The 19,076-nt window shown below is 68.7% G+C and carries 11 protein-coding genes; 4 read left to right on the top strand and 7 right to left on the bottom strand.

All coding sequences use genetic code 11. The features are described 5' to 3' along the window. Positions 1-5 precede the first annotated feature (5 nt). A complete protein-coding gene (locus FJ694_RS25395) occupies positions 6-2,312 on the bottom strand; it encodes a VIT and vWA domain-containing protein (RefSeq protein WP_157270115.1) in 2,307 nt (768 codons plus the stop codon). Positions 2,313-2,353: 41 nt separating this feature from the next. Next, positions 2,354-2,794, bottom strand: coding sequence for a MerR family transcriptional regulator (locus tag FJ694_RS25390; RefSeq protein WP_157270114.1), 441 nt, complete (start codon positions 2,792-2,794; stop codon positions 2,354-2,356). Between the two features lie 176 nt (positions 2,795-2,970). Here FJ694_RS25390 and FJ694_RS25385 point away from each other — a divergent pair, with 176 nt between their 5' ends. Both FJ694_RS25385 and FJ694_RS25380 read left to right on the top strand, forming a co-directional pair. Then, complete coding sequence (locus tag FJ694_RS25385) at positions 2,971-3,777, top strand: ADP-ribosylglycohydrolase family protein (protein WP_157270143.1); 807 nt, start codon at positions 2,971-2,973, stop codon at positions 3,775-3,777. A 120-nt stretch (positions 3,778-3,897) separates the two neighbouring features. After that, positions 3,898-5,535 carry a nuclease-related domain-containing DEAD/DEAH box helicase gene (locus FJ694_RS25380; RefSeq protein WP_157270113.1) on the top strand — a complete coding sequence of 546 codons (1,638 nt, stop codon included), beginning with the start codon at positions 3,898-3,900 and terminating at the stop codon, positions 5,533-5,535. A gap of 117 nt (positions 5,536-5,652) precedes the next feature. Here FJ694_RS25380 and FJ694_RS25375 read toward each other — a convergent pair whose 3' ends face one another. Then, entirely contained in the window at positions 5,653-6,474 is an 822-nt protein-coding gene (locus FJ694_RS25375; protein ID WP_157270112.1) for a DUF1439 domain-containing protein, read from the bottom strand. A gap of 561 nt (positions 6,475-7,035) precedes the next feature. Here FJ694_RS25375 and FJ694_RS25370 point away from each other — a divergent pair. Together FJ694_RS25370 and FJ694_RS25365 are read left to right on the top strand one after the other, a co-directional pair. Continuing rightward, a complete protein-coding gene (locus FJ694_RS25370) occupies positions 7,036-8,079 on the top strand; it encodes a hypothetical protein (RefSeq protein ID WP_157270111.1) in 1,044 nt (347 codons plus the stop codon). A 14-nt stretch (positions 8,080-8,093) separates the two neighbouring features. Then, positions 8,094-8,522: a hypothetical protein gene (locus FJ694_RS25365; RefSeq protein ID WP_157270110.1), complete on the top strand. Its 429-nt coding sequence runs from the start codon at positions 8,094-8,096 to the stop codon at positions 8,520-8,522. Between the two features lie 171 nt (positions 8,523-8,693). Here the strand turns inward: FJ694_RS25365 and FJ694_RS25360 are convergent, their stop codons facing one another. The 4 genes from FJ694_RS25360 to recC all read right to left on the bottom strand — a co-directional run bounded on the left by FJ694_RS25360 (position 8,694) and on the right by recC (position 19,003). After that, positions 8,694-9,617: an HNH endonuclease gene (locus tag FJ694_RS25360; RefSeq protein ID WP_157270109.1), complete on the bottom strand. Its 924-nt coding sequence runs from the start codon at positions 9,615-9,617 to the stop codon at positions 8,694-8,696. Positions 9,618-9,735: 118 nt separating this feature from the next. Further along, the gene (gene recD / locus FJ694_RS25355) at positions 9,736-11,811 is read right to left on the bottom strand and encodes an exodeoxyribonuclease V subunit alpha (protein ID WP_157270108.1); all 2,076 of its coding nucleotides are present in this window, start codon (positions 11,809-11,811) and stop codon (positions 9,736-9,738) included. Continuing rightward, the gene (gene recB, locus FJ694_RS25350; protein ID WP_157270107.1) at positions 11,808-15,476 is read right to left on the bottom strand and encodes an exodeoxyribonuclease V subunit beta; all 3,669 of its coding nucleotides are present in this window, start codon (positions 15,474-15,476) and stop codon (positions 11,808-11,810) included. Before recB ends, recD begins: the two co-directional genes overlap by 4 nt. Continuing rightward, positions 15,473-19,003 (bottom strand): exodeoxyribonuclease V subunit gamma, encoded by a 3,531-nt coding sequence (gene recC, locus FJ694_RS25345; protein WP_232540220.1) that lies wholly within the window; start codon positions 19,001-19,003, stop codon positions 15,473-15,475. The genes recB and recC overlap by 4 nt, the downstream gene beginning before the upstream one ends. Positions 19,004-19,076: the final 73 nt, after the last annotated feature.

The raw sequence follows: 19,076 nt of genomic DNA, 5'->3' as shown, positions 1-19,076 counted from the left end.
GGACCTCACACGCGCCGGCGTGACAGCAGCCGCTGCAGCCGGGCCGATAGCCCCGGTACAGACGAAGGCGTCGATGCCGGTGCGAGACGCGAGCCCAGCTCGCGCTCCAGCATCGCCAGGGCCTCGCGCAGCCGCGACTGCGTGTGGTCGGACAGCAGTGCCTGCAGTGCAGCCTCACTCCCGTGCGGAGCGCCAGCGCTAGAGCCGCGCTTCACCCATAGCGTCAGCACCAGCCAGGCGTCCAGCGCTGTGATGCCCAGGGCCTTCAAGCCACTGACCACCGCTTCGAGTTCGCCCGGCACGCCTTCCTGATCGACGGCTTCGAGAAGGCTCTGAGGCGGTGCTCCTGCAGCCAAGGCATCGAGCACGCGCTGCGCCAAGGTCTGCAGTTGTGCGACATCCAGGGCGGGGGGCTCCACGTCCGGCGCCATGCGCGCCTTGCTGGATCGGATCCCCGGCGATGACCGCACCGGATCGCGGCTGCTGCGCCAGCGGGAATACATCGGCACGCCCGAGTCCATTGCCTTGAAAGCCGCGTCAAACACCGGTGCACAGGCGGTGAGTCCCGCAGCGACTGACGCTGCCCCCGCCACGATGCCCATGCCGCCCCAGCCACCCGCCAGCATCTGCGGCACGACATGCAGGTCGGCCACGTCGGTGATCTTTTCGCCAGCGGCGCGCTCGTGGACCACGACACAGCAGGTATGGCGCGTGAGCAGCTGGTAGTCGAGTGCGAGCCGCGAGGCGGCCGGCACGTCGTCGAGGTCCTGCAGCCGCCGCGCGGCCAGCATGCGCGCAAGCGTTGCGGCTTCCTGAGCTGGCTCTACCGCTGCGCTGGCGATCTCCACGCTGCGCCCGTCCGCGCTGCGGCCCAAGAGCCTTACTTGGCGTGGCAGCTCCTGGTCGAAGCGTGCCTGCACCAGCAGCGTGTCGCCGCCAAAGGCGCTGCTTGCCAGCGGGCTCGCGTCCTGGGGCTCCACGTCCCAGACGCAGCGCAGATCCTGCCAGGGCTGCTGGCGGATGCGGCCGAAGGCGCGGTCCACGGCCTGTTCCAGGCTTTCGCCCGGCGTGGCGAACTCGCACGCGCCGCCCGTGGCGCCGGCGAGCTGGCGCAGCAGCCCCTCGCGCGGCGCCGAGCCCACGCCGATGGCGAAGATCCGGTGTCCCGAGCGCCGGGCCGCGGCCACCATGGCCTCCACCTCCCAGACCTGCGCGTCGGTGATGAGCAGCACGTCCGCGCCATCACTCTTGCCGGGCAGGGCGAACACCGCCTCCAGCGCTGCTTGCATCTCGGTGCCGCCCAGCGAGGCGTCGGTGGCCGCCACCAGCTGCGCCAGCCGTTGGCGGGTTGCCTCGTCCCCGCAGCGGGGTGTGGCCAGGTCATGGGCCACCGTTGAGCCGAAGCGGCTGTAGCTCACGTGGTCCTCGGCACCCAGGCGCTGCACCACCTGCGCCAGCGCCCGCCGCGCCGAAGCGATGCTGTCGCCGTTCATGGAGCCCGAGCAGTCCACCAGGATCTTGAGCGTCACGCCGCCGCGCTGCGCGGCCATGGGCAGCCGCAGTGCTGCCAGCGCCACGTGCTGTTGCCTTCCACCGTGGCTGTCGAGCCCGTGCAGCGCCAGGGTGGCTTCAGGCGCGGGCTGCAGCGTGAACACCACATCGCGGTCCAGGGCAGCGCTGTCGCACAGCGTGAGGCGCACCCGGTCCTCCATCCGCTGCGACGCCACGCGGTGCGTCTCGCAGCGCACCGGTGCAGCGGCCAGGGCTCCCACGATGTCGAGGGTGAGCTCCAGCGGGTACTGCGCATCGATCGAATGCTCGGGAACCTGCTGAGGCTGCAGCGACGGGGCACCGAAGCGCGGCGCCAACACCGTGGGCAGCACGGCGCGGATGCGGCCTTGCTCCTCCTGCAGCCACTGGCCCCAGCGCAGCGTCACGACGAGCTGCTCGCCCGGCGCCAGATTGCCCAGGTTGGCCGTGAGCAGGCCATCGTCGGCGAGCTCCAGCATCACCGGCGTGTCGCCGTCCTGCAGTGCTTCCTCGTAGGTGCGTTCGGCCTCAATCCGCGCCAGGATGGTGCCCGTGCGGCGTTCCTGGCCCAGCTGCGTCTGCAGCCCCAGGAACACCGCCTGCGACGGCAGCGGGAAGGTGTAGACCACCTCCAGCGGGCTCTTGCCCGGGTTGGCATAGGTCTGCTGCAGGACCGTCTCGAACAGCAGTCCCTCGATGCGCGCGTCAGCCCGGGCGCGTACCAGGGCCGGCCGCATCGTCGATGCGCGGCCTGCGCCGGCGTGGATGTTCATGGTCTTCATGTCGTCCTCCCTCCCTTGATGTCCTGCGTGAGCTGCTTAGATCAGTCCCGTGGCGGCTCGTCGGGCGTGCCGCGCAGGGTGCGGTACAGCCGTGTCACCTCGCGCACCAGATCGCGCAATTGCTGCGGATCCAGCCCGGCGCGCGAGGGCTCGACGTGCAGCTCCAGCCCGTCGGCGAGCGTCACGCGGCTCCAGACCTCCACCGTCCCCGGCTGCACGGCCCGCGGCGGCGGGTCCTCGGGTGCGCCGGCCAGCAGCTCGCGGATGCGCTCCAGGCTCAGGCCGGCGTCGCTCCAGCGCCGTACCAGCAGCAACTGCTCCAGGTGGCGGCGCAGGTAGTGCGCACCCCGCTTCTCTCCTTCGGGCCGGTCCACCAGGCCTTGCGCGATGTAGTAGCGCACCGTGCGAGCCGTCACGCCGGCGAGTGCGGCGACCTCGTCCAGCGAGTAGCGCTCGGGTTCGGCCTGGGCTTGCGTGCTCATGGCTGCAATATATGGCAGTCAAGTGTCGCAAACAAGTGTTGTAAATCAGATTTTCCAGCGCTTGGCACCCAAGCGCATCCCCATGGCTCGATAGCCTGACAGGCGCGAGGCTCATGGCGTGAGCCAGCGCGGCCGGCACGGCAAAAAAAGTCGCCAACGCATCAAACACAACGCTTCTGGAGTTCTTCCCATGCTGGGTACCGCCGCCGGCGACATCGCCAGACACCGCCCGCAAGTTCACCAACCGCCGCACCAAGGATTTCGGCCCGCTCTTCCACGAGCGCTCGCGTTTCACCGACGACACGGTGTGCACCGTGGCCGTGGCCGACGCGCTGGTCAACGAGCGCGACCCAGCCCGGGCGCTGCAGGACTGGGGCCGGCGCTACTGGGACAACGGCGGCTGGGGCCAGCGCTTCGCGCTGTGGCTGGCCGACAACGACCCCAAGCCCTATGGCAGCTGGGGCAACGGGGCCGCGATGCGCGTGGCGCCGGCGGCGCTGCTGGCCACGTCGCTGGAGGAGGCAGTGGCGCTGTCAGATCACGTCACGCGCGTGACGCACGACCATCCCGAGGGGCTCAAGGGCGCCGCGGCCACCGCGGCGGCCATCTGGCTGGCGCGGCAGGACGCCGCGGCGGACGACATCCGGCGCGAGATCTCGTCGCGCTTCGGGTACGACCTCGCCATGACGGTGGACAGCATCCGCCCGACCTACCGCCACGACGAGAGCTGCCAGCGCTCGGTGCCGCAGGCCCTGGTGTGCGCGCTGGAGGCCACGGGCTTCGAGGATGCCATCCGCAACGCCATCTCCATCGGCGGCGACAGCGACACGCTGGCGGCAATCGCGGGCTCCATTGCCGAAGCGCGCTTCGGCATGCCCGAGGACGTTGCACGCGCGGTGTGGGCGCGGCTGCCCCAGGACATGCGCGAGGTGCTCAAGGCGCTGTACGCGCTTCACGGCCAGCGCAGCGCTGGCGCGGCGTAAGCGAAGCCACGGCATCGGGCTGTCATACTGGCGCCGTAACACCCGGTTGCAGTGGGTGGACCGACTGGGCTGGTCCGCGCCGGGGTGACGACTTCCCAAGCAACACGGCGCGTACATCCCATGGTCCAGGTCCATCCCCCGCTGGAAAGCATCCGGCCCTTGTCGCCCGGCGAGCATGCCGAGTTCCAGGTCCTGCAGACGCTCGCGCGCGGGCTGCCCCAGGCGTATGCGCTGTTCCATGGCGTGAACTGGGCTGAGGCAAGGCCGGGTGCGGACCTACACGGCGAGATCGACATCGTGGTGGTCAACGACGCGGGTGACGTCGCGCTGCTGGAGGTCAAGGCCGGCACCGTGTCGATGGATGAGCAGGGCATCTTCAAGCGCTACGGCGCCTCTACCAAGGACGTGACGCGGCAGGCCAGGACGCAGTTCGACGCCGTGCTGCACCGGCTGCGCAGCGAGGGCCTGGGCAGTGGGCGGCTGCTGCACTTGCTGGTGCTGCCCGACCAGCGCGTGGAGGGGCCCGGGACGATCGCGTTCCCGCGGGACCGCATCCTCGACGCCGCGGATTGCGTGGACCTATGCGGCTGCCTGCAGCGCACGCTGGGAGCGGGCCGGCCTGATGCCGCGGTGAAGGCGAGCGTGTGCGACTTCTTCGCCGACCGGCTGGGCCTGGAGCCCGACGTCTCCATCCTGGCCGGGGCGTTGCGGGAGCGCGTGACGCGCATCGCCGGCGGCCTGGCGGACTGGGTACCGCGCATCGAGTCTCCCTCGGGCGTCATCCGCGTGCAGGCCACGGCAGGTTCTGGCAAGACGCAGTTGGCGATGCGGCTGCTGCGCCGGGCGCGCGCGGCCAGCCGCGCAGCAGCCTACGTCTGCTTCAACCGGCCACTGGCCGACCACATGCGCGACATCGCCCCGGCGGGCAGCCGGGTGGCAACCTTCCACCAGCTGTGCTGGGAAGCCGCAGGCTCGCCGCTGGGGGCGCAGCAGGACTACGCCGCGCAGGCGCGACAGTTCGTGGAGGCCGGCGCCGTGGCCGAGCCGGCTTGGGACGTGCTGGTCATTGACGAGTTGCAGGATCTGCAGCCCGATTGGGTGCAGGCGTTGCTGGACCGGCTGCGCGACGGCGCCAGCGCGGTGCTGCTCGAGGACCCGGCGCAGTGCCTTTACACCGACCGGCAGGAGATGGACATCACGCAGGCCGTGGTGGTGCGCTCGCAGGAGAACTACCGCAGCCCACGCCGTGTGGTGGAGGCGATCAACCTGCTGCGCCTGGCACCCGAGCCGGTGCTGGCTTGCGGCCCGTACCAGGGAGAGCACCTGGAGCCGGCCATCTACCAGGCCGACGGCGGCGGCAGCCTGGTGCGCGAGACGGCCCGAGCGGTGCAGCGCTGCCTGGACAAGGGCTTCGCGCTCGACGCCATCACGGTCCTGTGCTGGCGCGGGCGTGACAACTCGGCCCTGCTGGCGCTGGAGCGGCTGGGTAACTGGAGGCTTGCGTGCTTCAGTGGCGCCTACGACGAGCGCGGCCGCCCGGTGTGGAGCGACGGCGAGCTGCGCATCGAAACCGTGCGCCGCTTCAAGGGCCAGTCGGCCGATGCCGTCGTGCTCACCGAGGTGGATTTCGACGAACTGGGGTCCTTGCAGCGCAGGCTGCTGTTCGTGGCCCTTACGCGCGCGCGCATGCATGTGGAGATCGTCATGACCGCCACGACCGAAGGAGCGCTGATGGCGCAAGCCAAAGGCGCTGGCTGAAGCGGCTGGAGGCTTAAGCCAGGAGCGCCTGATTGCCACCCGTGCAGGTTCACACTCGACCAACTCGGCAGTGGAGGCCAAGTGCGCACGCCTTCCGGCTGCCAGGACTGCTGGACATTAAAGACCCAAGGCAACACGCAGCTTGCCGTCGGCCACGTAAATGTCCTTGATGACCTTCGCCGTGACGCCTTCAGGAATCTCGTAGACAGGCACTTTTTTGAGCGCATGTTCCAGCGCAGGGTGAACAAGCTTTGCCAGAAACTCGGTTTTCCCTGTCGAAACCCCATCGATGTTTAGTATGGATATTTCCGGCTCGCCGACATACAGCTTTCGTGAACCTTCAGGAAACACAAGTTCCCCCGTCAGCTTGACGCTTCCAATCTTTGGACCCAGAAGGGGGGCCTTGGCTGTAACGTCCATCCTGATGCCAATTCTTGTGCTGTCCTTTTCAATGTGGAGCAAAGGATTGGCAAGGGTCAAGGTTCCCATCGGTTTTTCAAAGGTAGCAGGAAATTCCTTTTGAACTTGTTTTTGCAGGAATTCCTGGCTCAGGCCAAAGGAGAACAGCGCAGGGCGGCGAATGACTGGCGCCGAATTATGGGCAGCCGTTTCGTCGCCCTCGCGCAAGGCCCTGATGGCATCAACTGACGGCAACAGCGCATCCCTTTTCTCAAGCGCATACCGTACCAGGACGCCGCGAGGCACTACGAGTCTGACGGCTACAGGCAAGAGGTCATAGGCTGCTTCTACGGCAACCGAGAAGATTTTGTCATCCTTGAGCTTTTCCTTGGTCAGCGGCATGAGGACATCGACAAGCGCACGCTCGACCCGGGACCAGTTCTGATCAAGAAATGAGCTGGCCTTAAGCCTTGCCGCGTTGGCATGCTGACTCGATGACTCCAGCACGTGATCCTTGATGGGAGGAAATCTGTGCAGCATTTTGTTTTCCTGTTTGGCTAGAAGGGGAGCCGGGACACAGCTTGGCATCTGTTCTTTTGCAGAAGATTCTGTACCTCAAGCAAAAAATCCTTCCGGGAGGATTGTCCCGGGCGGACTAGTAGTTTTGTCCTGTTGGCGATGCCTTGGACACGCTCACGGCGGTGCAGCTAACGCGGCGAACCGTCCTGCTGAAGACCAAATGGTGAACATATCAGTCAACAGCCTTGCCGCCGACCGAGACGCCGCATCGCAGCTTCTGTAGCGCAAGTTCAAGTTTGATTGCAGGACACGCGCTTGGAAAACGCGATTCGTGCTGTGCGGTGGAAATCGATGCAGACAAGGGGAAGCAGGGTGGCGTGCGGAAGCGAGCGATCTGTACGCAACCATCGGTACTGAAAGATCCAGGAGCCTGACGTCTACCGACATGCCTGGGATGCCGGTAGGCACGAGTACAGTGATTTTTTTCAAAAAACTCGTTAAGCTGTCATCCTAGCTGCAATAAAAAGTTTGAACCGCAGTCGTAGGGAGGGAGAGTTGCCTTTACCGTTGATTCCACTTGCCATGGGTGCTGCTGCCTTGACCAGTGCAGTGGCTGGCTTGAAAAAAGCCTGGGATGCCAAGGAAAACTTTGCCACGGCCGAGCGATGGACGAAGGATGCCGAACGGCGACTTGAACAGGCGTCTCGGGCGCTGGAAATCCGTCGCAAGGCGGTAAGCGAGCAACTGGCCGAACTCGGCACGCTGCGACTGAGAATCCAGAGCAAGAGTCTTTCCAAGCTCGTGCATCTCATGAACCAGGTCAATGGTGCGGAGATCGGCTCGATCACCGTGGAAGGGTATGAACTGTCCATTGACACGGTGCAGGTTGAGGACGTCTCTGCTTCGGCATACGAGGCAACTGACTTCCTTCAGCATGGCATGCAGGGTGCGTCGGCTGGCGCTATGGTGGGTGTCGGTATCGGCCAAGCTGTCAGCATGCTGGGTGCTACTTCGGCTGGCACTGCCATCTCGGGTCTATCCGGGGCTGCGGCCACCAATGCGACGCTAGCATGGTTGGGGGGCGGATCGCTAGCATCGGGAGGACTGGGCATGGCCGGCGGCACGGCCGTCCTGGGTGGGGCCATTGCCGGGCCAATGCTGCTCGTGATGGGCTATCTCGCTGCCGGAAAATCCGAGCAAGCATTGACCCAAGCGTGTGCCCATTCTGCCAAGCTGGAAGTGGCTGCGGAGCAGCTTGAGAACGCAGGGATTGCGCTGGATGCCATCAGCCTGCGTACACAGGAAGTCGCATGGGTGCTCAGCGAACTGGATTTGCGATTCAAGAGGTGCGCTGATCGTTTCGGGCGCATGCTAGCGCGTATTCGGCGCGAGCGCAGTGAAAAGTATATCAATGCGGGAAAAACAATTCCCGACAGCTTGGCGAAAAGAAAATTAAAGTATGACTCGCTTAGCGGCAAGGAGCAAAACGAATACCACATGCTGATCGTGCTGGGATCCGCACTGTTCAACATGGCCAAGGTCAAGATCCTCAATACCAAGGGCGGCCTGACCAGGGAAAGCGGGAAATCGGTAAAACAGATGTCGGAACTGCTGGAGGTGACATGAGTAGGAAAGGTGCCATGATCGAGATGGCTGGGAAGGCGGTCGCTAAGGCGGGTGCTAAAAGGGCGGCCAAGGCTGCCCCACTGGCGCCACTGCTGGACGGTCTTAAAGAGATGAACAAGGCCCGCTCCGACTACAAGAAACTGCGTGAGCAGGAACGCACCAAGCGTCTGGCCATTCTGGCTGACCGCGATGTGAGCATTGAGCGGCTGAAAGGGCAGAGAGATGTTATCAAGCAGGCGCTTACCGAGACCTTTGAATTGAGAAAAACTGGTCTGGCAGCTCAGATCAGGGCCATGGATCGCGCACTGGATAGCGGTAATGTTGCCGCGCTGCACTTAGTACTGGATGCCATGGTAAAAACCATCCAGACCTCGCCATTCAAAGACATTGGTGAGATGCAGCAGCAACTCCGAAACAAGGACTTCGTGCTGCGCCTTGAGTGAGGCAGTTGAGAATTAGATCCATCTCGTCCCGATCCGGTTTGTACCATCACAGTTCTTGGAGTTGCGGGTATCAGCCCTCAGCAGAGATGCCGGCGAACTTGCTTTTTTATTCGGGCAGCAGCCATGGCCGCGAGTGTCTGCAGGCTTGGTGGAGCTCGCAAAACGGCCTAATTAATAGTGAGTCGGCTTGTCTTGTTCAACGAGAGCGCGGTGGCGACGAAAATGCTGCTCCATATATCGCCTAAATCTTCCCTCGTTGGCAAATCCGAGGTGACTGGTGTCAAGTACCATCCCCGAGTTCAAGCCAAGCTTCGAGACTGCGGTTCGAACACGCGGGTGGAGTACGGTGGTGAATCCAGCGCGCGACTCTTCGAAGCTCATCAAAAAACGGTCAAACAACTTATCGGCATGAGCCGCCAAGAGCAACCCATTCATTGGATCAAGGCGTTCCTCGTTTGAACTCTCACGCCACGGCTTGATGTGAGAGGCGATAAGCATTTCGGGAATGGCTAGCTTGGTCAGTGCACACACCTCCCCTTTCCTCCAATTCGCCACCAAGTCGGCCCGGAACTTCCCTTGGCCGATTCGTGCCTTTGCCAGTACCTGACGCTCGGTTTCGTCGGGCACATCCCGAGCAAGTTCGGCTAAGTCTGCCGTGAGGTCGTCTGCCTCGCTTGAGCCGAAGCCTGCCAGCAGTTCGTCGAACCGGGTCTTGTAGTCGGGGTCAGTTGGCAACGGGTTGAAATTCTGCCCGCTCGAAAAAAACCGGTGCGTGTCTTCTCGCGAATACCAAGCTGCCAAGTTGAGGGCAATCGGCACATCCGGACGTCGAACTGGTTCCATCGAAAGACGGAACTGATAGTTTTTTACCTCACCGCGAAGAGTCTTCAGCGGCCACGGCCCAAGGTGGCGGCGGTGAATTCGAAAGATGCCTTCCAGGAAGTAATCCACTCCAGGCACTTCAGGCTCTTTGTCGCCCGAAAGCACATAGACCAAGTCACCTTCTACTGGCTTGTCACTGTTGGTGTGATAGCTGTCCAAAGTGAACGGGCCGAAAACATGGGTGAGGTGATAGGCAAAGAAGGTGCGGGACATGGAGAAAGGAGGGCTAAGAGGGATGTAGAACTATCGTGCGTGATACATCGCAAGCAAACGGTCATCTCGCTCTTGGGGTTTTTGATTTTTTGCAGATTATGCGGTGGAAAAATTATGCTCAAACTTCCGGCCCAGGAACACTTTCTTCTACAGCCAGCAGGCCGCCGAATCGCTGCACCCGGCGCTGCACCGCCTGCCGTAACACGCCGGCGTCGCCGGTCTCCACCAGACTGAACCAGCGTTTGGCACGCGTGATGCCGGTGTAGACCAGCTCACGCGTGAGCACGGGGCTGCCCCGGTCCGGCAGAACCAGCGCGGCATGGGTGAACTCCGAGCCCTGCGATTTATGCACGGTCATGGCGAAGACAGTTTCGACTGCACTCAACCGGCTCGGCAGCACCCAGCGGATGCCCGTGCCGTCCTCCGCCGCGAAGGCCACGCGCAGTACGCCCGGACCATCGGCCGCAGGCCATTCCAGCGTGATGCCGATGTCGCCGTTCATCAGTCCCAGGCCGTAGTCATTGCGCGTTACCAGCACCGGCCGCCCCGCGTACCAGCCCTCGGCGCGCGGGATCAGCCCTGCCTCGCACAGCCAGTCAGCCACGCGCCGGTTGAGGCCTTCCACGCCCCACGGGCCGCGGCGCAACGCGCACAACAGCTGGAACTGGCCGTAGGCGTCCAGCACCGCGGCGGCCCAGGCGTCCAGCTCTTCCCGGCCGGCGCCGGGCGCGGGCTGGCGCTCGTGCAGCACCTGCAGGAAGTGGCGATAACCCCGCGCCGATTCGTCGCCACCGCCCTCGATGGCCAGGCACCGCAGGGCGGCCTCCTGGCCGGGCGTCAGCGCCACGCGCGCGAGCTCGGCATGGCCCTGGCCCAGCACGCGCTGCACGGCATCCAGGTCGCCGGCATTGACGGCGGCGGCCAGGCGGCCGATGCCGCTGTCGGCGCCAAAGCGATGGCTGTGGCGCAGCATGGCCACCGCCTGGTCCAGTGCGGTGCCCTGGGCATCGACCAGGCGCGGCTCGATGGGCGCGCCGGTTAGCTCGGCCAGCCACGCCCCGGTGGCCGGCGTGTAGTGCCCGGCCTCGGCGCGGCGGCACAGCTCGCCCAGCACGCTGCCGGCCTCCACCGAGGCGAGCTGGTCCTTGTCGCCCAGCAGCACCAGGCGCGCCGCCGGCGGCAGCGCGTCCAGTACCGCCGACATCATCTCCAGGTCCACCATCGAGGCCTCGTCCACGACCAGCACATCCACGGGCAGCGGCTGCCCGGCGTGGTGCTTGAAGCGCCGCGTGTCGGGGCGGCTGCCGAGCAACCGGTGCAGCGTGGTCACCTGGCTTGGAATGGCCGTGCGCACCGCCTCGGCCTGGGGCAGGCCCTCCAGCGGCAGCCGTGCGACTGCCCCCGCGATCGACTGGCTCAGCCGCGCGGCCGCCTTGCCCGTGGGCGCGGCCAGCCGGATGCGCAGCGCACGGGCGCCGGGCTCGGCCAGCGCCAGCGCCTGCAGCAGCGCCAGCAGCCGCACCACGGTCGTCGTCTTGCCGGTGCCGGGCCCGCCGGTGACCACCGCGAAGGCGCTGCGTGCGGCCAGGGCGCAGGCCAGCTGCTGCCAGTCCGGGCCGGACGCGGCCGGATCATGCGGAAACAGCCGCGCCAGCGGCTCGCGCAGCGCAGCGCTGTAGAAGGGCAACACGCGGCCCAGCCGCGCCTCGATGCCGGCGCGCACGCCGCGCTCGTAGCTCCAGTAGCGGCGCAGGTAAACGCGCCGGCCCACGCACACCAGCGGCGTGTCGCCGGCGGCACTGCCCACGAGCGCCGGCTGGCCGTGCAGCACCCGGCACCAGTCGGTGGCCGTGACGCCCAGCAGCACGGCGTCCGGCCGCGGCGGGGCCTCGTCCTGCGCGAGGTCGTCGCCTGGTGGCGGCAGCGACAGTGCCCGGCCTGGGTCGCGCAGCGCCTGCTCGATGTCCAGGCAGGCATGGCCGTGGCCGAGCTGGTGGCTGGCCAGTGCCGCGGCCAGCAGCGTCAGCGGCGCGGCGTCCGGCACCTCGCGCGCGAGGAAGGCGGTGAAGGCCGCGTCGATTTCGCGCAGCCAGCCGTGCCGCGCCCAGCGCTCTATGACGCTCAGCAGGGCCGCGGTGTCGGCCAGCGGCGCGGCGGCCTCGGCGACGGTATTGGTGGCGATGGCGGAAGTCATGCGGTCTCCAGGGCGGTGCGGCGGCTGAACAGCCGGTCGAGGGCTTCGATCAGCGCCCGCGGCGGGCGCTCGGCATGCACGCCGGCGCATTCGGCCTGGCTGCCGCGCAGGAACAGGCACAGCGCGCCGCCGATGTGGCGTTCGTAGTCGTAGTCGGGCAGGCGCAACTGGAGCAGCCGGTGCAGCGCCAGCAGGTACAGCGCGGACTGCAACTCGTAGCGCCGCCCGGCTACCTCCCGGCACAGCGCCTCGGCGCCGTAGGCGCCGTCGTCGGGCCCCAGCCAGTTGGACTTGTAGTCGATGACCCAGTAGCGGCCGTCGTGCTCGGCCACGAGGTCGATGAAGCCGCGCAGCATCCCGTTGAGTTGCGCCGGCTGCAGCGGCGCGCGCCGTGAGGCGCCGAGGGTGTGGCGGCACACCAGGGTGTCAAGGCGCAGGGCGTCCACCTCGCGCACGCCCATCCAGAACTCCATCTCCGCGACCGCGCCGCCCAGGCCGGCCAGCGTCAGGGGTGGCGCGCCGGGCACGGGCAGCGGCCGCACCAGCAGGTCCTGCAGCCAGGCGCACAGCGGCTCGATCCACGCCTCCCAGCCGCGCAGCGCGCAGCGCCGGGCCACCACGTCGCGCAGCAGCGCGGGTGACTGCACCACCTGCGCGAAGCCCTGCTTGGCAGCCCATTCCAGCAGCTCGTGCAGGAAGGTGCCCACCGCCGCGCCGCGCGGAAAGCCGTGCAGCAGGCCGGCCGAGGGTGCTGCGGCCGGGAGCACGGCCGGTAGCGGCGGCACGGCCGGCAAGGCATGGGCCGCCGCCTCGCGGAACACCTCCTCCTGCGCCGTGGCGCCGCCCTCTCGGGCAGCGAGCTGCAGCGCCGAGTAGCTGGCCACCCACCAGAGCTCGCGCAACCGGCGCTCAGCCAAGCGGGCGCCGCCCGCAGCAGGGACCTGCACCGGGCCGGCGAAGCGGTCCTCGCCGGGCTGCGGGTCGTTGTCCACGTGGATGTGAGCGCAACCGGCCTGCAGGGCGTCCACGCCCGCACGCAGGTCGCCGCCGATCAGGCAGCCGAAGGCACTGCGGCCCAGGCCCTCCACGGGCGCGGTGCCGAGCCAGGTCGCGTAGCGCGCCCGGGTCAGGGCCACGTAGAGCTTGCGCAGGTCCTCCCCCAGCCGCTCCTCGTCCGCGGCCGCCACCGCTGCTGCCGAGCCGCCCAGGTCCAGTTGCAGGCGGCCCTCCTCGTCGTGCCATTTCAGCGGCGTGTCGGTGGGTTTGGCCGCGCGGAAGCTGCAGGCGAAGGGCAGGAACACCAGCGGGTATTCCAGCCCCTTGGACTTGTGTATGGTGATGACCTGCACCAGGTCGGCATCGCTTTCCAGGCGCAGCTGGCGCGCGTCGCCGCTGCCGGCGGCGCCTGGCTGCCCGCGCTGCTCGGCCAGGTGGCGGACGAGCGCGTGCTCGCCGTCGAGCTGTGCGCTGGCCTGCTGCAGCAGCTCGGCCAGGTGCAGCAGGTCTGTGAGGCGGCGCTCGCCGCCCGTGCCGTCGCCCAGCAGCCGGGCCGGCACGCCGAAGTCGTGCAGCAGCCGGCGCAGCATCGGCAGCACGCCCTGGCGGCGCCAGCCCTCCTGGTATCCGCGGAACTGCAGCACGCGCTCGTCCCAGGCCGCCTCGTCGCGGTTGAGGCGGTCCATCTCACCCCAGTCCAGCGCCAGCGTCGGCGTGGCCAGCGCGGCGCGCAGCGCGCGGCCGTCCTCCGGCGCCGCGCAGGCCGCGAGCCAGTGCTGCACCTCCAGCGCCTCGGGGCGCTGGTAGACGCTGTCGCGCTCGGAGAGGTAGACGCTGCGCACCCCGCGCGCGGACAGCGCCGCGCGGATGGCGCCGGCCTCGTCGCGGTTGTTCACCAGCACCGCCATGTCGCCCGGCTGCAGGCCGCGCCAGCGGCCGTCCGCGCCGGCGAAGCCGGCCTGCCCGCGCTGCCCCAGGTTGAGCAGGCGCACCATCTCGCTGGCGCAGACCTGCGCCATGTCGTCGATGTAGGCGCCCTTGCCGCAGGGCGTGCCGTCATCGGGGTCAGGCAGGCGCCACACCGTCAGCGCCGGCGCCTCGCGGCCCTCGACCACCAGGGCATCGTCGCGCCCGCGGGCCGTGGCCGTCAGGAACGGCACCGGGTCGTCCGTGGCGGTGCGAAAGCGGAACGCCCCCGGCCCAGGCTGGCGCTGCTCGGCGATGTCGAAGCAGTGGTTCACCGCCTCCACCATCGCGTGCGTGGAGCGGAAATTGCGCCGCAGCGTGTAGTGGCGATCAGCCGTGTCGGCGCGTGCAGCCAGGTAGGTGTGGATGTCGGCGCCGCGGAAGGCGTAGATGGCCTGCTTCGGGTCGCCGATGAGCACCACGGCCGTGTCCGGGGCGTTGTCGCGCACGCGGTAGACGGCATCGAAGATGCGGTACTGCAGCGCGTCGGTGTCCTGGAACTCGTCGATCAGCGCCACGGGGAACTGGCGCCGGATCACGGCGGCCAGGCGCGGCCCGTGCGGGCCGGCCAGCGCGGCATCGAGCCGCTTGAGCAGGTCGTCGAAGCCCATCTCGGCCCGCTGGAGGCATTCCACGTCGAACCGGGCCGTGATCCAGTGCGCGGCGTGGCGCAGCAGGTCATCGCGGGCAATGGGCAGCGCGCCGATCTCCTCGCGCAAGGCGCGCAGCGCCTCCAGCGCCGGGTGCCGGGGCGGTTCCGCGCCCGCGTTCCAGATCGCCTGCAGCCCCTCGGGCGTCAGCCGCTCCCAGGCCGTGTCGGTCAGTGCCGGCTGCACCTGGGCCGGGTCGTCGCGCCACTGGGCCAGGGCCGCCAGCCAGTTGGCGCTGACCGAGCGGTTGAGAGAGCGGGCATTGAAGAGCTTTTGCTCGCGCGCCTCTTCGATCAGCGCTTGCAGCTCATCCACCCATTCCCGCCAGGGTGCCTTGAGCTCGGCCAGGCGCTGCGCGTGCGCGGCCTGCGCTGTGGCCAGCGCCTGCAGTGGCGCGGCGGCGGCGGCCAGCCGGCCCACGTGCGGCAGCAGCCCGGCGATGGCCGCCTGCAGTGCCGCGGGCGAGCCCCACCACTGGGCCACGCGGCGCACGGCGTCCTCGTCCAGCGGCACCATGAAGCAGCGCCAGTAGTCGCGCACCACCTCGGCCAGCAGCGCCGACTGGTCAGTCTCCAGGCGCTGGGTGAAAAGGCTGCCGCTGTCGAAGGCGTGCTCGCGCAGCATGCGGTTGCACCAGCCGTGGATCGTGGACACCGCGGCCTCGTCCATCCACTCCGCGGCCAGCTGCAGCCGGCGCGCGCAGGCCGGCCAGTCTGCGGCCGGGTACTCGGCGCGCAGGTCGTGCAGCAGGTCCTCGCCCGCCGCGCGCGGCGCCACCTGTGCCGGGTCGGCCAGGAAAGCCTGGGCCGCCTCGGCCAGCCGCGCGCGGATGCGGTCACGCAGTTCCTTGGTGGCCGCGTCGGTGAAGGTGACGACCAGGATCTCCGGCGGCGTCAGCGCCCGGCCAAAGGCGTCGTCGCCAATGCCATGGCCCAGCACGAGGCGCAGGTACAGCGCGGCAATGGTGAAGGTCTTGCCAGTGCCGGCGCTGGCTTCGATGAGGCGGCTGCCGCGCAGCGGGAAACGCAGGGCTTCAAGGGCGGTCGCGCTCATGCGTGGGCTCCGGCCGCGGGGGCGGCTGCTTTCTTCGTCTTGTCCTTGCCGGCCGGCGTGGCCGCATGCAGCGGCTGCAGTAGCACGCGCACGAGCCGCTGGAACTCGCCCCCGGCGCTCAGCTCCGCGTAGTCGGGCCAGGCCCGCTGCAGGTAGGGGCAGGACGACTCACCTTCCTGCCGTCGGCCATTGCCTTCGTAGGCCAGGCGCGCCTTGTCGCCTTCGCCGCCCGCGGCGGCGTCGGTCAGCCAGGCGAAGCCCGTCTTCACCGCCAGGGGCAGCGGCCGGCACATGCCGTCGCGCCAGGCGCCCAGCAGGGCCTCCACGTGGCCACGGGCCGTGTCCGCCTCCAGCGGGGCGAACTCGACGTTGCCCACCTTACTGACCACCAGCGTGGTCAGCGGCTGCCCGCCCAGGTGCGCCGCCAGGTGCGCCACCCAGGCGTGGATGAGCTGGTGGTGCTGGTAGTGCCCTTTCTTGACCGCGTCGCTGGTCTGCAGCACCACGCGCGCACGCTGGCCGCCGGCATCTACGCGCAGTCCGTGCAGCCGGTCCTCGACCACCAGCCCGGTGGCCTCGTGGCGCCAGCACACGTCCTCGTCGTGCGGCGCCGCCAAGTTCCAGCGCGCCAGGGCCTGCTCGTAGCGGCCGAACAGGTCCTGCATCGGCTCGACCAGCCGCTCGGCCAGCAGTGCGCCGAACGGCCCGCAAGGCAGCACGCCGCGGCGGTGCAGCCGCGCCAGGCCCTCGTCCAGCGCTGCCTGGCGCGGCATGCCGTCGCGCACCGCCCGCGCCTGCAGCTCGATCAGCTCGTCCCAGAGCTGCCACAGCTGCAGGCCGTCGAGCTCGAAGGGCTCCTGGTCCTCGCAGGCGGCTTCCTCCATGTCGAAACTTACCTTCAGCCGCTCGCGGAAGAAGGCCTTGACGGGGTGGCGCAGGAAGCCGCCCAGCTCGGCCAGGCTCAGCGAGTCGGTGCGCGCCAGCGGCGGCAGCACCGCGCCGGCCGGCGCGGGCCGCGCGTCGGCCAGGCGCCATTCACCGGCATAGGTGAAATGCCGGGCCGCGGCATCGGGCGTGAAGTAGTCGGGGCTGAAGGGCTGCAGCCGGTGCTCGATGGTGAGCGCCTGCATCAACGCTTGCGGCCGGTCCTCGGCATTGCTCAGGCGCCAGCCGGCGCCCAGGTGGTCGCGCAACTGCCCCACCAGCACCGAGGGCGGGCGCGCGGTGTTGTCGTTGACGCTGCGCCCGACCCACGACACCAGCAGCCGCTCGCGCGCCGACAGCAGCGCCTCCAGGAACAGGTAGCGGTCGTCCTCGCGGCGCGAGCGGTCGCCCGGGCGGTAGTCGCGCCCCATCAGGTCGAAGTCCATGGGCGCGCGCGTGCGCGGATAGTCCCCGTCGCTCATGCCCAGCAGGCACACCTGCCGGAACGGGATGGCGCGCATGGGCATCAGCGTCGCGAAGGTCACGGCGCCACCGAGGAAGCGCTGCGACAGCCCGCCCTCCTCAATCTGCGCCAGCCAGTGCTCGGCCACCACGCACAGCGGCAGCGCCGCGTCCAGGCGCGCCGCCTCGCAGGCCTGCTGCCACTGCTCCAGGGCCGCGCCAAGCTGCTGCAGCGTGTAGGCGTCCTCGCCCTCGCCGGGGTCGAAGAAGTCGGCCAGCAGCGCGCGCAGGCGCCGGCACCACTGCGCGGCGGTGGCGTCCTCGGCCAGGCCGCGCCAGGTGAACTCCAGCCGCTCCAGCAGCCGCGCCAGCGGGCCGAGCTGCGCCGCGTCCAGGCCGCCGACTTCGTCGAAGGGCTCGATCTCGCGCCAGGCGCTGCTGGTGGCGCCTACCGCGTAGCCCAGCAGCATGCGGCGCAGCCCGAACAGCCAGGTGTTGGCCTCAGCGCCATCAGGCAGGCCGAGCTGGCCGCGATGCCCGGCATGCAGGCCCCAGCGCACGCCCGCGCCGTGAATCCAGCGCTGCAGCAGCGGCAGGGCGTCGTCCCCGATGCCGAAGCGCCGGCGCACGGCCTCGACTTCGAGCAGGCCCAGCACGTCGCTGGCGGCCACGCGGGCGTTGGGCAGGTCCAGCAGCCGGGCCAGCGCATCGACCAGCGGGTCGTTGCGCCGGCGCCCCAGGTCGGCGATGTGGAAGGGAATGTGGCGCGCATCGGCCACCGCCGGTAGCCCGAACACGGCGCGGATATGCGGCGCGTAGGCATCGATGTCCGGGACCATGACGATGACGTCGCGCGGGCGCAGGCTGGCGTCGCGGTTGAACGCGGCCAGCAACTGGTCGTGCAGCACCTCGACCTCGCGCTGCGGGCTGTGCGCGATGTGAAAACGGATCGAGTCGTCCTGCGCCGGCACGGCCGCCCAGCGCGCGCGCGTCTCGCGCAGCGGCCGCAGCGCGCGGATGTCGTCCTGCAGCTGGTGCAGCAGGCAGTCCTGGCCGGGGCTGGAGAACAGGTCGATGCGCTGCTGGAGCGCCTCGAAGTGCACGCGGTAGCGCGCGCGCTCGGCGTCGCTGTCGTACTCGTCGAGCAGGCCGATGAAGTCGCGCCCCTGGCGTCCCCAGGCCGCCAGCAGCGGATGGGCGTGCAGGTGCAGTTCGTTCTCTTCCAGCTGCGCCGGCATGCCGGCGCGGCGCTGCTGCCGGCTGCGCGTGGCGCGCAGCAGGTGCCGGTCGGCCACGATGTCGGCCCAGTGGTGCTCGCAGGGGTTGTGCACGCAGGCCAGCACCTGCGTCCAGCGCGACAGCGCGTGCAGCACCTCCAGCGACTGCCGCGGCAGCGAGGAAATGCCGAACACGAACAGCCGGCGTGGCAGGCCCGCGGGGCGCGTGCCGTCGGGCCACTGTGCCGCCCGCTGCAAAAAGGCCTCGTGCACCGAAGCCCGGCCCTGGCGGTTGGGCGCGGCGCTGCCGTCGCCGGCCACGTCCTGCAGCAGCGCCCGCCACAGGCTGGGCTGCCAGCGCTGCTCCTCGGCCAGCGGCTCGCAGCTGCCGTCGGCGCGGATGAGCACGTCCTCGCCCTGTTCCCAGGCGGCCAGCCAGTCGGCGCGGTACACCTGGTACTGGTCGTACAGGTCGGCCAGGCGCCCGGCCAGCTGGAAGCGCTTGCGCAGGTCGGCGTCCGCGGCCAGGAAGCGCTGCAGTGGCGCGTACTCGGACTGCTCCAGAAGTTGCGGCAGCAACCGCATCAGCCGCCACACCAGCCGCGCCTCGTCGAAGGGCGACTCTTCAGGCACCTCCTGCGCGCCCAGCACCGCACGGTAGGCCCGCCAGAGAAAGCGCGCCGGCAGCGACAGCTCCAGCGCGGCGGCGATGCCGCAGCCCGGTGCCTCCCCATCGAGTCCCTCGGCATCCCGCGCCAGCGCCAGGCGCAGCCACTGCGCGATGCCGTTGCTCTGCACCAGCACGGTTTCCATCTCCAGCAGTGGCAGCGGATGGCTGCGCATCCACGCCAGCAGTACCTGCAACAGCTCCTCGGGCTGGTTGCCGTGAACGAACATCAGGCCTGCGGGCGGGGAAGACGGCATGGGCGGGGCGTTTGGGGTGGATGGAGCGTGATCGGTCTGCCATCGGCAGATATAAGGCATTGCAACACGCAGA

The organism is Azohydromonas aeria (genome assembly GCF_009760915.1).
GTDB classification, from domain to species: Bacteria; Pseudomonadota; Gammaproteobacteria; order Burkholderiales; family Burkholderiaceae_C; genus Azohydromonas; species Azohydromonas aeria.
This window is presented reverse-complemented; position numbering and strand designations above follow the sequence as displayed.

Coding starts and splice junctions, on each gene's coding strand:
- FJ694_RS25395 (WP_157270115.1), bottom strand. CDS start 2,312: ATGAAGACCATGAACATCCACGCCGGCGCAGGCCGCGCATCGACGATG.
- FJ694_RS25390 (WP_157270114.1), bottom strand. CDS start 2,794: ATGAGCACGCAAGCCCAGGCCGAACCCGAGCGCTACTCGCTGGACGAG.
- FJ694_RS25380 (WP_157270113.1), top strand. CDS start 3,898: ATGGTCCAGGTCCATCCCCCGCTGGAAAGCATCCGGCCCTTGTCGCCC.
- FJ694_RS25375 (WP_157270112.1), bottom strand. CDS start 6,474: ATGCTGCACAGATTTCCTCCCATCAAGGATCACGTGCTGGAGTCATCG.
- FJ694_RS25370 (WP_157270111.1), top strand. CDS start 7,036: ATGGGTGCTGCTGCCTTGACCAGTGCAGTGGCTGGCTTGAAAAAAGCC.
- FJ694_RS25365 (WP_157270110.1), top strand. CDS start 8,094: ATGATCGAGATGGCTGGGAAGGCGGTCGCTAAGGCGGGTGCTAAAAGG.
- FJ694_RS25360 (WP_157270109.1), bottom strand. CDS start 9,617: ATGTCCCGCACCTTCTTTGCCTATCACCTCACCCATGTTTTCGGCCCG.
- recD (WP_157270108.1), bottom strand. CDS start 11,811: ATGACTTCCGCCATCGCCACCAATACCGTCGCCGAGGCCGCCGCGCCG.
- recB (WP_157270107.1), bottom strand. CDS start 15,476: ATGAGCGCGACCGCCCTTGAAGCCCTGCGTTTCCCGCTGCGCGGCAGC.
- recC (WP_232540220.1), bottom strand. CDS start 19,003: ATGCCGTCTTCCCCGCCCGCAGGCCTGATGTTCGTTCACGGCAACCAG.